This is a genomic window from Cellulomonas sp. zg-ZUI22 (genome assembly GCF_017353535.1).
GTDB lineage: Bacteria > Actinomycetota > Actinomycetes > Actinomycetales > Cellulomonadaceae > Cellulomonas > Cellulomonas wangleii.
On the sequence record NZ_JAFMUZ010000001.1, the window covers coordinates 317,502 to 330,372 of the forward strand.

The window sequence follows — 12,871 nt, forward strand, 5'->3', positions numbered from 1 at the left end:
CTCCCGCCGGCGCACGATCTCCCGGATGACGCCACCACCGCATGGAGGCCCTGGGGCGTTCCAGGCGTGACAGGTCGCCTCGTCGCCCCCGCGGTGGAGTCCGACCTGGGCCTGGGTGCGCAGGCGGTGGTCGAGCACCCCTGAGCGAGGGGACAGACGTGAGGGGCTGCCGTCGACGTGCGACGGCAGCCCCTCAGGCGTCAGCTGGTGCGGAGCGGGGTCAGCGCTGGACCTGTGGTCGCGCCGAGCCTCCGCTCTGCTGCGGGCACCGGCCTGACGCTTCGCGCCGGGCCGGCACCCTCCGCTGCGCTGCGGCTCAGCGCTCCAGGTCGCCGCGGATGAAGGCCTCGACCTTGACGCGGCCCTCGGTGTCCTCGGTCTGCACCGGCGGGGACTTCATGAAGTACGTCGACGCCGACAGCAGGGGGCCGCCGATGCCGCGGTCCTTGGCGATCTTCGCCGCGCGCAGCGCGTCGATGATGATGCCGGCCGAGTTCGGGGAGTCCCAGACCTCGAGCTTGTACTCCAGGCTCAGGGGCACCTCGCCGAACGCGCGGCCCTCGAGGCGCACGTACGCCCACTTGCGGTCGTCGAGCCACGCGACGTAGTCCGACGGGCCGATGTGGACGTTGCGGTCGTCCTTCTTGCCGGCCAGCGGGCCGTCGGTCAGGTTCGACGTCACGGCCTGCGTCTTGGAGATCTTCTTGGACTCCAGGCGCTCACGCTCGAGCATGTTCTTGAAGTCCATGTTGCCGCCGACGTTCAGCTGGTACGTGCGGTCCAGGATGACGCCGCGGTCCTCGAACAGACGCGCGAGGACACGGTGCGTGATGGTCGCGCCGACCTGCGACTTGATGTCGTCGCCGACGATCGGCACACCGGCGGCCTCGAACTTCGCGGCCCACACCGGGTCGGACGCGATGAAGACCGGCAGGGCGTTGACGAAGGCGACGCCCGCGTCGATCGCGCACTGCGCGTAGAACTTCGCCGCGGCCTCGGAGCCGACGGGCAGGTAGCAGATCAGGACGTCGACCGCGTTGTCCTTGAGGGTCTGCACGACGTCGACGGGCTCGGCGTCCGACTCCTCGATGGTCTCGGCGTAGTACTTGCCGATGCCGTCGAGCGTGTGGCCGCGCTGCACCGTGACACCCAGCGGGGGCACGTCGCAGATCTTGATCGTGTTGTTCTCCGAGTTGAAGATCGCCTCGGACAGGTCGAAGCCGACCTTCTTGGCGTCCACGTCGAAGGCCGTGACGAACTCGATGTCCCGCACGTGGTAGTCACCGAACTGCACGTGCATGAGCCCGGGGACCTTGCCCTGCGGGTCGGCGTCCCGGTAGTAGTGCACGCCCTGGACAAGCGACGCGGCGCAGTTGCCGACGCCGACGATGGCGACGCGGATGGAGGTCATCCTCGCTCCTTCTCGTGTTGCGCCTCGGAGATGCCCTCGGCGTCGTCTGCAGCGATGGCCGGACGGCCACCGCCCTCGGGGCGAGCGCGACGTACGCCGCGCTCGTTGTCGATGAGGTCGTCCAGCCAGCGGACCTCGCGCTCGACCTGCTCGAGGCCGTGGCGCTGGAGCTCGAGCGTGTACTCGTCCATGCGCTCGCGGGTCCGTGCGAAGGACTGCCTGATGGTCTCGAGCCGCTCGGTCAGCCGGATGCGGCGACCCTCGAGGATCCGCATCCGGGTCTCGGCGTCGGTCTGGCCGAAGAACGCGAAGCGGACGTCGAAGTTCTCGTCCTCCCAGGACGCCGGGCCCGAGGACGACAGCACCTGGTGCAGGTGCTCCTTGCCCTCGGCGGTGAGCTGGTAGACGATCCGGGCGCGCCTGCTGGCCACCGTCCGGTCGTCCGGCGCCTCGACGCCGACGATCCAGCCGCGGTCCGCGAGCCCCTTCAGGCACGGGTACAGCGAGCCGTACGACAGCGCACGGAAGGAGCCGAGCACGAGGTTGAGCCGCTTGCGCAGCTCGTACCCGTGCATGGGGGACTCGGCGAGCAGGCCGAGGATGGCCGGCTCGAGCACGTCGGAACGTCCGCGCACCTGATCCTCCTCGTCTCGCCCGTCCAGATCGCGGACCCGGCGAGCGGCAGGATCCGATGTATCAACTCGATACATCCGGAGAGTATGCCGGACGGGGCGTCGCGCACAACACGCCGCGTCCGTGGGGGATCGGACGGGCGGGGCGCGGGAGGCGCCGGCGTCGGGAATCCGTCGAGGGAGCGTCGGTGGCGCGTGCCGATCATGTGAAGGGTCGTGCGGAACCGGACGTCCCGGGCGCGGGGCCGGGTGGTGCGTCCGGGGCGTTCGTCCATACTGAGGCCCGTCAGCGCCCGACCGGCGTGCCCGGACACGGGCCGCGGGGGGCGCCGAACGCATCGTCGTCGCACGAGAGGTCCCCCCCTTGGCAGCCAGCAACCGCCGAACCGCGCCGCCGCGCGCCCGGCGCGCGACGCGTCGCCCCACCTCCGACACCGGTGAGCGCCGCCCCTTCTGGAACTACCCCCGCCGCGAGCACACCGGCCTGCACCGGTGGCTGCCGTCGTGGCGCGTGGTCCTCGGGACGTTCCTCGGTGGCGTGTTCCTCGTGCTGGGGGCGGGCGCCGCGGCGTTCGCGTTCATCCACCCGGACGACCCGCTGGCCGAGGTCGAGTTCCAGACGACGACCGTGTACTTCGCCGGCGAGCAGCCGGGCCAGCCCGGGCCGGAGATGGGCACGTTCGCCAAGCAGAAGCGCGAGATCGTCGACTACGCGACGCTGCCGGCGCACATCGGCCAGGCGGTCGCGGCCGGTGAGGACCAGACCTTCTTCACCAACCGTGGTGTGTCGCTCACGGGCATGGCGCGCGCGTTCCTCAACAACATCCAGGGCAAGCCGACGCAGGGCGGGTCGACGCTGACCCAGCAGTACGTCGAGCGGTACTACCAGAACACGACCAAGGACTACTGGGGCAAGGCGAAGGAGGCGATCCTCGCCATCAAGATCGCCCAGAACGAGTCCAAGGAACAGATCATGGGGCGGTACCTCAACACGATCTACTTCGGTCGTGACTCCTACGGGATCCAGGCGGCCGCCAAGTCGTACTTCGACAAGAACGCCGCGGACCTCAACGTGGCCGAGTCGGCGATGCTCGCGGCCCTCATCCCGTCGCCCAACAACTGGGACCCGGCCGTCGCTCCCGAGAAGGCGCAGCAGCGCTGGGAGATCGTGCTGGACCGCATGGTCGACGGTGGGTGGCTGACGGCCGAGGAGCGCGCCGCCCAGACCTTCCCGCCGACCATCGAGTACGTGAAGTCCGAGATGTACCGCGGCCCCAACGGGTTCCTGCTGGAGATGGTCGAGAACGAGCTGCTCGCGACCAAGTTCTGGACCGCCGACGAGCTGCGCACCCGCGGCCTGAAGATCGTCACGACCATCGACCCCGCCGTGCAGGAGCTGGCCGTGCAGTCGGCGGCGCAGCTGCGCGCGGGCGAGCTGACCGACGGCGCGACGCCGCACGAGCGGCTGCGCATGTCGATCGTCACCGTCGACCCGGCCACGGGCGGGATCGTCGCCCTCTACGGCGGGCCCGACTACCTCACGGACACGCGCAACACCGCGACGTTCGACCGGATCCAGGCGGGCTCGACGTACAAGCCGTTCACGCTGGTCGCCGCGCTCGAGCAGGGGATCGGCCTCGGCACGACGTACGACGCGCGGTCCCCGCAGGAGTTCGACATCGGTGAGAGCAAGCCCTGGCGGGTGCAGAACTACGCCAACTCCAACAAGTACGGCACGATCGACCTCGTCAGGGCGACGGCGGACTCCGTCAACACCGTCTACGCCCAGCTGAACCTCGAGGTCGGGCCGGCCGAGACGGCCCGGGTCGCGCAGGCCGCCGGTGCGACGAACGAGCCGACCACCGTCCCGTCCAACGTGCTCGGGTCCGACACGGTCCACCCGCTCGACATGACGAACGCCTACGCCACGTTCGCGGCGCAGGGCGTGCACCGTGACGCGCACATCGTGCAGTCCGTGATCGAGGGCGAGTCGGTGTGGTCGCCGGACACGACCGGCGAGCAGGTGTTCGCGGCCGACGTGATGGCCGACACGACCTACGCGATGACCCAGGTCGTCGAGCGCGGGTCGGCCAGCAACCACGTCAAGCCGCTGCGTCGTCCGATCGCCGGCAAGACCGGCACGTCCACGGAGAACAAGTCGGCCTGGTTCATCGGCTACACCCCGCAGCTGGCGACCTCGGTCGCCCTCTCCCAGATCGGCGAGGACAACAAGGCGCAGGACTCCATCGCCGCCTGGGGGCGGGTCGAGGACGTCACCGGTGGCTCCTACCCCGCGCTGCTGTGGTCCCACTACATGAAGCAGGTCTTCGAGCAGCCGAAGTACGCGGAGGTCCAGCAGTTCCCGGCCCGGGCCAACGTCGGTGGCAAGCCGACGCCCGCCCCGACCGAGACGGCCCCCGAGGAGCCTGCGGTGACCGAGGAGCCCGAGGCGCCGGCCGAGGCGCAGGTGCCGGGTGGGCTCGTCGGGCGCACCGAGGCGGACGCCGCGGGTGCGCTTCAGGGCGTGGGCCTGGTGCCGGCCGTGGTGACCGAGCGGTCCACCACCGTCCCGACCGGGCGGGTGATCCGCGTGGAGCCGGGCGAGGGTGCCACCGTCGCCGGCGGGTCCACGGTCACCATCGTGGTGTCCAGCGGACCCCCGCCGCAGCCCACCCCGACGCCACCCCCGGCACCCGCGCCCGAGCCGACGCCCACGGACCCGCCCGAGGGCGGCGCCGCTGCCGGCGGTGGTGCGGCGGGCGGCGGCACGGCGGGCGGCGCGGTCGGCGGTGCGGTCGGTGGTGCGGTGGGCGGCACGACGGCCGGCGGCGCCGGTGCCGCCGGCTCGCCGGGCGGCGGACCCTCCGGGTCCGCCGGCCGTTGAGCACGACCAGGCGTCCGGGTGACCGGTCCCGCGGGCGATTCGGTCCGCGGGCCGGGAACCGGTAGTCTGGGCGATCGCCGTCCCTCACGGGACGGTTCGTCGTGCCCACCACCCGACACCTGTCGGACCCGGGCACGCCGAGACGCTTGAGACCCTCCTGCCACGGACCGACCGTGGCCGCGAAGACCAGAGGAGGTGGGTATGAGCCTGCGTCAGTACGAGATCATGATCATCCTCGACCCCGAGATCGAGGAGCGCACCGTCGCCCCGTCGCTCGACAAGTACCTGACGGTCGTCAAGACCGACGGTGGGACTGTCGACAAGGTGGACGTGTGGGGCCGTCGTCGCCTCGCGTACGACATCAAGAAGAAGGCCGAGGGCATCTACGCCGTCGTCGACTTCACCGCGTCGCCCGCCACGGCCAAGGAGCTGGACCGTCAGCTCGGCCTCAACGAGGTCGTCCTGCGCACCAAGGTCCTGCGCCGCGAGGCCTGAGACCTTCGTGTCGGTGCCCGTCGCTAGCGTCGGGCCCCAGCATCCGCGGCGTCACGCCGCAGCCGAACCTTCCGAACGAGCGAGGAGGCCGTCATGGCCGGCGAGACCACCATCACGGTGATCGGGAACCTGACCGGGGACCCGGAGCTGCGCTTCACCCCGTCCGGTGCCGCGGTCGCGAACTTCACGGTCGCGTCCACGCCCCGCACGTTCGACCGCCAGTCGAATGAGTGGAAGGACGGCGAGACGCTGTTCCTCCGCTGCTCCATCTGGCGTGAGGCGGCCGAGTCCGTCGCCGAGTCCCTCACCAAGGGCACCCGCGTCATCGTGCAGGGCCGCCTCGTGCAGCGCTCGTACGAGACCCGCGAGGGCGAGAAGCGCACCGTGTACGAGCTGCAGGTCGACGAGGTCGGCCCGTCGCTGCGGTACGCGACGGCCAAGGTCACCCGGACCCAGCGGTCCGGTGGCGGCGGTGGCTTCGGTGGTGGGTCCGGCGGCGGCGGTGGCTTCGGCGGTGGCGGCTTCAGCGGCGGTGGCGCGTCCTCCGGTGGTGGCGGCCAGACCGACGACCCGTGGGCCACGCCCGCGGGCGGTGGGTCCGGCGGCGGCTACTCCGACGAGCCCCCGTTCTGATCGGCGCCTCGCACACCTGAACTTCTCATCCCCGAGCACGGCAACGCTCGGGGCTCCACAGACAAGGAGCACCACGATGGCCAAGCCCGTCGTCCGCAAGCCCAAGAAGAAGCAGAACCCCCTGAAGGCCGCCAAGATCGACACGGTCGACTACAAGGACACGGCTCTGCTCCGCAAGTTCATCTCCGACCGCGGGAAGATCCGCGCGCGTCGCGTGACCGGTGTCTCCGTGCAGGAGCAGCGCCAGATCGCCCGTGCCGTCAAGAACGCGCGCGAGATGGCACTCCTGCCGTACTCGTCGTCGGCCCGCTGAGAAAGGACTGACCCATGGCGAAGATCATCCTGACCCACGAGGTCACCGGTCTCGGTGCACCTGGCGACATCGTCGAGGTGAAGGACGGGTACGCCCGTAACTACCTCATCCCGCGCAACCTGGCCACGCCGTGGACCAAGGGTGCCGAGAAGGACGTCTCCGCGATCCGTCGTGCCCGCAAGGCGCGCGAGATCGCCACGCTCGACGACGCGAAGGCTGTGCGGGACTCCCTGCAGGCCAACCCCGTCACCGTCTCGGCCAAGTCCGGCGAGTCGGGCCGCCTGTTCGGCGCCGTCACCACGGCCGAGATCGCTGCCGCGATCAAGGCCGCCGGTGCCCCGGCCGTCGACAAGCGCAAGATCGAGGTCGCCCAGGCGATCAAGTCGACCGGTGAGTACACGGTGCACGTGCGTCTGCACCCCGAGGTCTCGGCCGCGGTGACCGTCAAGGTCGTCTCTGCCTGACCCTCGCTCCCGCGAGCCCACGAGGCCCCGTACCGCTCCGGCGGTGCGGGGCCTCGTCGTCTGCCGGGCCCCCGCCGGGGCACGCCGGCGTGCGACGTCCGGAGGGTGGCGGGGCGCTGTCCGTCATCCGTGAGAGGGACCCCGAGGTCGTCCTGCGGGGGGTCGGCACGCGTCACGGTGCCCCGTAGCGTCGACGGGAGGAAGCGCGGGACCGACGAAGGCACGAGGAGGGCGACCATGGGCACCACGAACGGCTGGGCACAGGGCGCACGCGTCCCCCTGGTCGCGCAGGTCACGGCGATCGTCGCGCTGGGCGCCGGGCTCGTCGTCGTCGGCGTCCTGCGCGCGGCGCACGACGTGCCCATGGCGATCGCGCTGGTGACGATGGGTGTGGCGATCCTGCCGGAGGCGGTCGTCCGCGTGCGTCGCGGGGTGCGGGAGCGCCGGACGACGGCAGCGGCCGTCGCGTCGGTCGGGGTGCTCGCCCCACGCCCAGCCGCCGCCCCGTCGGACGCGGCCGACGAGCTCGTCGCCGCCTGACGCGACCACGGGCGGGGGAGTCCGGATCCCCGCCGGCGACACGACGGGACGGTCGGCCGCCCGCGCGGACGCGCGCGACGGACGGGGTGACCGTGGCGGGCTCCTCGGTCTCGCGACGGACGGACATCTCCTCCCCGGGAGCGGTGTGCGCGGCGGGTGCCGTCCGTAGCCTGGCCCGCACGACGACGTGCGGGAGGACGCCATGACCGACGAGCAGCACGACCGGACGACACCCGAGGGTGACGTGAAGCGTCCGAGGAGCGACCAGGAGAGCGGCGCGTTCGTCGCCCTCGGCGTCGTCTTCTTCGTCCTCGGGATCAGCGGTGCTGCGCGCGGTGAGACCGCCCTGACCGCGTTCCTCGCGGTGGGTGTCGTCTTCTTCGCGATCGGCGTCGGCGGTGGGGCGAAGGCCCGCGCGCAGGCGGACGGAACCGAGGACGGCCGACGCGACCGCTCGACGGGCGGGGACGGCGGCGCGGCGGCCCATGACGGCGACGCCCGTCCCGCCCCCGACGACGCGACCGGGTCGGACGCCGCCGGGACGGACAACGGCGTGGGCGATGGTGGCGGGGGCGGCGGCGACGGCGGGGGTGGGGGCGGGGGCGGGGGCGACTGAGCCGTCCGGCCGCGCAGGCGCCCTCCGTCCGGGGACGGAGGCGACAGATCCGTCCGCGGACGGTGCTGCGGACGCACGGCTCGGGCCTAGCGTCAGGGGTGCGCCGATCCGGCCCCGACCCGAGGAGACGAGATGACCGACCAGCGTCCGACGCCCCGCCTCGCCCGGTTCCGCCCTGCCGACCTGTGGGCCGCGGTGACCCCCGTGGGGTTCGTGCTGCTGCTGCTGGGCCAGAACGACGCGACCGCCCGCGGCACGGGCCTCGTCGTGGGGGCGATCGCGTGCTTCGCCGTGGGCGTCGCGGCCGTGGCCGTGGAGCGCGGGCGGCGGCGGTCCGTCGAGCGCGCCTGACCGGTCGGTGGTCCGGCCGGTGCGCGTCCACGCACCGGCCGGAGCCATGCGCACGGCGCGGGGATCAGGCGCCGACGACCATCCAGGTGTCACCCCGTGCCCGCAGCCCTGTGGTGACGGCGCGGGCGGCCATGAACACCACGGCGAACGCCACCCACAACCAGGCCAGCCCGGCGGCTCCGGGTGGGGCCCACGCGTGGACCGCGAGGGCGGCCGGGACGTACGCGACGAGGGTCGCGACCCCCGCCCAGGCGAGGAACGGCCCGTCGCCGGCACCGATGAGGACCCCGTCGAGCACGAACACCCACCCGGCCATCGGCAGGGCGACGGCGGCGACGAGGAGACCGGTGACGGCCGCGCGCTGGACGTCGGCGTCGGGTGAGAAGAGCGGGACGTAGAAGGGAGCCAGGCCGCCGAGGACGAGCCCGAGAACGGCCCCCGCCCCGACGCCCCACTGCAGGGTGCGGCGGAGCACGGCCCGGGTCCGGGCGACGTCGCGGGCGCCCAGCGCGTGCCCCACGAGCGCCTGCGCGGCGATCGCGAGGGCGTCGAGCGCGAAGGCCGCCAGGCCCCACACCGCGTTGACGACCTGGTGCCCGGCCAGGGCGCTCGGGCCCAGGCCGGTCGCGGTCCAGACGGTCAGCAGGATCGCCAGGCGGAGCGTCGCGGTGCGCACCAGCAGGGGCAGGCCGGCGCGGGCGCTCGCCCAGACGCCGCCGGCTGCCGGTGCCAGGCTCGCGCCGGCCGCACGCGCCCCCCGGACGACGACCACCACGAGCCAGCCCGCCATGCCGAGCTGAGCGAGGGCGGTCCCCAGCCCGGACCCGGCGATGCCGAGGCCCGCCCCGTAGATGAGGACGGCGTTCAGCGCCGCGTTGGCGGCCGCACCGGACGCCGCCACCACCAGGGGTGTCCGCGTGTCCTGCAGGCCCCGCAGCGCACCCGTGGCGGCCAGCACCAGGAGCATGCCGGGCAGGCCGGGGGTGGACCAGCGCAGATAGCTCACGGCCTGGGTGGCGACGTCGCCGTCGGCGCCCAGCACCGCGACGAGCCAGGGGGCGGCCGCCCACGTCGCTGCGGCGAGCACGAGCCCGAGGCCCGCGCCGAGCCACATGCCGTCCACGCCCGTCTGCAGGGCGCCGCGCGGGTCGCCGGCGCCGAGACGTCGGGCGACCGCGGCGGTGGTGGCGTACGCGAGGAAGACGCACAGCCCGACGACCGTCACCAGCACCGTCGAAGCCAGGGCCAGCCCGGCCAGCGCGTCGGTGCCGAGGTGGCCGACCATCGCGGAGTCGACGAGGACGAACAGCGGCTCCGCGACGAGCGCACCGAGGGCCGGGACGGCGAGGGCGAGGATCCGCCGGTCGACGCCGGTGCGGTCGGTCGGCCGGGCCGGCGCGTCGGCGGGAGTGCGGGGAGCGGGGTCGGTCGGGCGTCCCCCGTGCGGCCCAGCGGAGTTGGTCGGGTCGGGCGACGCGGGTCCGGGGGTGTCCGACGGGCGGTTCAGGCGTCCACCAGGTGAACGCGGCACGAATCTTCCTCGCTCCACAGCACGTGCACAGCGTAAGTGCCGGTCGGAGCCTGTGCCGAGCCGCAGATCCGTCGCTGTCCACAGGTGTATCCCCAACCTGTGCACACAAGGTCGAACGGGTTGTCCACAGGCTGTCCACCGACCTGTGCACACACCCGTTTGGGTCCCAGGGGTTCGCGGCCTAGCCTCGCGAGGGCAGGTCCCCGGTGGATGTGGTCGTCCCGGAGGGGACCGCTCGTGGGTGACTGTCAGAGGGGCCCGGTAGAACAGGCGTTCGACGGGTGGGGACGAGCAGGAGCAGGTGACAGGTGACCATCGAGGACCTCGAGTACGGCGCGCCGCCGGACAGCGGACGCAGCAGCGGCGGCGGCTTCGACCGCACCCCACCGCAGGACCTCGAGGCCGAGCGGTCCGTGCTCGGCGGCATGATGATCAGCAAGGACGCCATCGCCGACGTCATCGAGCAGATCAAGGGCACCGACTTCTACCGCCCCGCGCACGAGGCGATCTACGACGCGATCCTCGACCTGTACGGCCGCGGTGAGCCCGCCGACGCCATCACCGTCGCCGACGAGCTGACCAAGCGCGGTGAGATGACCCGCGTCGGCGGCGCCGCGTACCTGCACACCCTCATCGCCGCCGTCCCCACCGCGGCCAACGCCGGCTTCTACGCGCGGATCGTGCGGGAGCGCGCCATCCTGCGCAAGCTCGTCGAGGCGGGCACCCGCATCGTGCAGCTCGGCTACGCGACCGACGGCGGCGACGTCGACGAGCTGGTCAACAACGCCCAGGCCGAGGTCTACGCCGTCACGGAGCGCCGCGCGTCCGAGGACTACCTGCCGCTGTCCGAGGTCATCGGCGGCACGGTCGACGAGATCGAGCGGGCCGGGCACCGCGGCGAGGGCATGATCGGCGTCCCGACCGGGTTCGCGGACCTCGACCGGCTGACGAACGGGCTGCACCCGGGGCAGATGATCGTGGTGGCGGCGCGGCCGGCAATTGGTAAGGCCCTGGCACTCGACACACCGCTGCCGACGCCCACGGGCTGGACGACCATGGGCGAGGTCCAGGTCGGTGACCAGCTCCTGGCCGCCGACGGCACGGTGACGCGCGTCGTCGCGGCGACCGACGTCATGGTCGACCGCCCCTGCTACCGCGTGATGTTCGACGACGGCTCGACCATCGTGGCCGACGCGCAGCACCAGTGGCTCACGCGCACCCGGTCCGAGCGACGGGTGGGCGCCGAGGGCTCCGTCCGGACCACCGAGGACCTCGCGCAGACCGTCCGGTGCGTGACGGCCGACGTGCGCGCGAACCACTCCGTCGCGACCACGGGCCCGCTGCGTCTGCCGGCCAGAGAGCTGCTCGTCGACCCGTACCTCCTGGGCGTGTGGCTCGGCGATGGGCACTCGACGTCGGCCCGGTTCACGAGTGCCGACCCGGAGATCGCGATGCGGGTCGAGGGGCGGGGGTACGACGTGCGTGCCGCCGGGCAGGACCGCGCCGCCGACCTGTACACCGTGCGGCTCCCGCGCGAGACGACGGCGACGCGACAGTGCGAGGTCTGCGGCACCGACTTCGTGCCCGCGCGCTCGCAGGTGCGTACGTGCGGACGGTCGTGCGGTGGGCGGGTCAAGACCCTCTCCGGCCCGGTTCCCGCCCCGACGTGTCCTGACTGTGGTGTCGAGACCACGGGACTCGTGCGCTGCCAGGATTGCCACGACCGGTACGGCACCGTGCAGGGACGGCTGCGCACCCTCGGTGTGCTGGGCCGCAAGCACATCCCGCTCGACTACCTGCGGGCGAGCGAGGCACAGCGGCGCGACCTGCTGGCAGGGCTGCTCGACACGGACGGCACGGTGAACCCGACCGGGTCCGTGCAGTTCGCGGTGACCGACGAGCGGTTGGCGCGGGACGTGCGTGAGCTCGTCCACTCGCTGGGGTACCGGACCGGGTGGTCCGTCAAGCCTGTCCGCGGCCGCTCCGCGGCCTCGTCGACGTGCTTCACGATCACGTTCACCACCGACGACGACGTGTTCGCGCTCGAGCGCAAGAAGCTCGTCCACAAGGAGCGGCGTCGCCGGTCGACCGCGCGTCTCCACCAGCGGTACGTCGTGTCCGTCGAGCCGGTGGCGTCGGTGCCGGTGCGGTGTGTCGAGATCTCCCACTCCTCGCACCTGTACCTCGCGGGCGAGTCGATGATCCCGACGCACAACTCCACGCTCGGCATCGACATCGTGCGGTCCGCCGCCATCAAGCACAACATGGCCGCCGTCGTGTTCTCGCTCGAGATGAGCCGCAACGAGATCACCATGCGACTGCTCTCCGCCGAGGCGCGCGTGCACCTGCAGAAGCTGCGCACGGGCGCGATGGGCGAGGACGACTGGGCCAAGATCGCCGCGACCATGGGCCGCATCAGCGAGGCCCCGCTGTTCATCGACGACTCGCCCAACATGTCGCTCATGGAGATCCGCGCCAAGTGCCGGCGCCTCAAGCAGCGTCATGACCTGAAGCTGGTCGTCATCGACTACCTCCAGCTGATGACGTCCGGCAAGCGCGTCGAGTCCCGCCAGCAGGAGGTCTCGGAGTTCTCGCGTGCGCTCAAGCTGCTCGCCAAGGAGCTCGAGGTCCCGGTCATCGCGATCTCGCAGCTGAACCGTGGTCCCGAGCAGCGCACGGATAAAAGGCCGGCGATGAGCGACCTTCGCGAATCGGGATCAATTGAGCAGGATGCTGACATGGTCATTCTTCTGCACCGTGAAGACGCTTATGAGAAGGAATCTCCGCGCGCCGGTGAGGCTGATCTGATCGTTGCCAAGCACCGTAATGGACCCACCGACACCATCACCGTCGCGTTCCAGGGGCACTACTCGCGGTTCGTGGACATGCAGATGTAGTGGCGGCTGTAGGTGTCGACGTGTTGTCGAGATGTCGAGATGCAGGATAGTTTGAAAGTCGGGCCTGGATACTTTAAGTACGTACGGCAGCGGGTACTCGGGTG

The 12,871-nt window shown here is 71.9% G+C and carries 12 protein-coding genes; 9 read left to right on the forward strand and 3 right to left on the reverse strand.

Annotated elements, in window-relative coordinates; translation table 11 throughout:
* Positions 1-316: 316 nt before the first annotated feature.
* Together J1G43_RS01425 and J1G43_RS01430 are read right to left on the reverse strand one after the other, a co-directional pair.
* Positions 317-1,411, reverse strand: a complete 1,095-nt coding sequence (locus tag J1G43_RS01425; RefSeq protein WP_207340040.1) for an inositol-3-phosphate synthase — start codon at positions 1,409-1,411, stop codon at positions 317-319.
* On the reverse strand, positions 1,408-2,046 hold the full coding sequence (locus J1G43_RS01430; RefSeq protein ID WP_207340039.1) for a PadR family transcriptional regulator: 639 nt from the start codon (positions 2,044-2,046) through the stop codon (positions 1,408-1,410). The genes J1G43_RS01425 and J1G43_RS01430 overlap by 4 nt, the downstream gene beginning before the upstream one ends.
* A gap of 361 nt (positions 2,047-2,407) precedes the next feature.
* On the opposite strand from J1G43_RS01430, the gene J1G43_RS01435 reads away from it, so the two are divergent.
* The 8 genes from J1G43_RS01435 (at position 2,408) to J1G43_RS01470 (ending at position 8,339) form a co-directional block, all read left to right on the forward strand.
* Complete coding sequence (locus J1G43_RS01435; RefSeq protein ID WP_207377797.1) at positions 2,408-4,927, forward strand: penicillin-binding protein; 2,520 nt, start codon at positions 2,408-2,410, stop codon at positions 4,925-4,927.
* Positions 4,928-5,128: 201 nt separating this feature from the next.
* The gene (gene rpsF / locus J1G43_RS01440) at positions 5,129-5,422 is read left to right on the forward strand and encodes a 30S ribosomal protein S6 (protein ID WP_207340037.1); all 294 of its coding nucleotides are present in this window, start codon (positions 5,129-5,131) and stop codon (positions 5,420-5,422) included.
* A gap of 93 nt (positions 5,423-5,515) precedes the next feature.
* On the forward strand, positions 5,516-6,055 hold the full coding sequence (locus J1G43_RS01445; RefSeq protein ID WP_207340036.1) for a single-stranded DNA-binding protein: 540 nt from the start codon (positions 5,516-5,518) through the stop codon (positions 6,053-6,055).
* Positions 6,056-6,131: 76 nt separating this feature from the next.
* Positions 6,132-6,368 (forward strand): 30S ribosomal protein S18, encoded by a 237-nt coding sequence (rpsR, locus tag J1G43_RS01450; protein ID WP_062101988.1) that lies wholly within the window; start codon positions 6,132-6,134, stop codon positions 6,366-6,368.
* Between the two features lie 14 nt (positions 6,369-6,382).
* Positions 6,383-6,832 (forward strand): 50S ribosomal protein L9, encoded by a 450-nt coding sequence (rplI, locus tag J1G43_RS01455; RefSeq protein WP_089802863.1) that lies wholly within the window; start codon positions 6,383-6,385, stop codon positions 6,830-6,832.
* A gap of 237 nt (positions 6,833-7,069) precedes the next feature.
* The gene (locus J1G43_RS01460; RefSeq protein WP_207377798.1) at positions 7,070-7,372 is read left to right on the forward strand and encodes a hypothetical protein; all 303 of its coding nucleotides are present in this window, start codon (positions 7,070-7,072) and stop codon (positions 7,370-7,372) included.
* Positions 7,373-7,574: 202 nt separating this feature from the next.
* Entirely contained in the window at positions 7,575-7,988 is a 414-nt protein-coding gene (locus tag J1G43_RS01465; protein ID WP_207377799.1) for a hypothetical protein, read from the forward strand.
* Between the two features lie 132 nt (positions 7,989-8,120).
* Positions 8,121-8,339, forward strand: a complete 219-nt coding sequence (locus J1G43_RS01470; RefSeq protein ID WP_207340033.1) for a hypothetical protein — start codon at positions 8,121-8,123, stop codon at positions 8,337-8,339.
* 64 nt (positions 8,340-8,403) lie between these two features.
* Here J1G43_RS01470 and J1G43_RS01475 read toward each other — a convergent pair whose 3' ends face one another.
* Positions 8,404-9,696, reverse strand: coding sequence for an MATE family efflux transporter (locus J1G43_RS01475; protein WP_307859510.1), 1,293 nt, complete (start codon positions 9,694-9,696; stop codon positions 8,404-8,406).
* Positions 9,697-10,178: 482 nt separating this feature from the next.
* On the opposite strand from J1G43_RS01475, the gene dnaB reads away from it, so the two are divergent.
* Positions 10,179-12,767, forward strand: coding sequence for a replicative DNA helicase (gene dnaB, locus J1G43_RS01480; RefSeq protein ID WP_207377800.1), 2,589 nt, complete (start codon positions 10,179-10,181; stop codon positions 12,765-12,767).
* Positions 12,768-12,871 lie beyond the last annotated feature (104 nt).

Bases quoted from the DNA above. Each gene is read 5' to 3' on its own strand.
- J1G43_RS01425 (WP_207340040.1), bottom strand. From the start codon at position 1,411: ATGACCTCCATCCGCGTCGCCATCGTCGGCGTCGGCAACTGCGCCGCG.
- rpsF (WP_207340037.1), top strand. From the start codon at position 5,129: ATGAGCCTGCGTCAGTACGAGATCATGATCATCCTCGACCCCGAGATC.
- J1G43_RS01445 (WP_207340036.1), top strand. From the start codon at position 5,516: ATGGCCGGCGAGACCACCATCACGGTGATCGGGAACCTGACCGGGGAC.
- rpsR (WP_062101988.1), top strand. From the start codon at position 6,132: ATGGCCAAGCCCGTCGTCCGCAAGCCCAAGAAGAAGCAGAACCCCCTG.
- rplI (WP_089802863.1), top strand. From the start codon at position 6,383: ATGGCGAAGATCATCCTGACCCACGAGGTCACCGGTCTCGGTGCACCT.
- J1G43_RS01460 (WP_207377798.1), top strand. From the start codon at position 7,070: ATGGGCACCACGAACGGCTGGGCACAGGGCGCACGCGTCCCCCTGGTC.
- J1G43_RS01465 (WP_207377799.1), top strand. From the start codon at position 7,575: ATGACCGACGAGCAGCACGACCGGACGACACCCGAGGGTGACGTGAAG.
- J1G43_RS01470 (WP_207340033.1), top strand. From the start codon at position 8,121: ATGACCGACCAGCGTCCGACGCCCCGCCTCGCCCGGTTCCGCCCTGCC.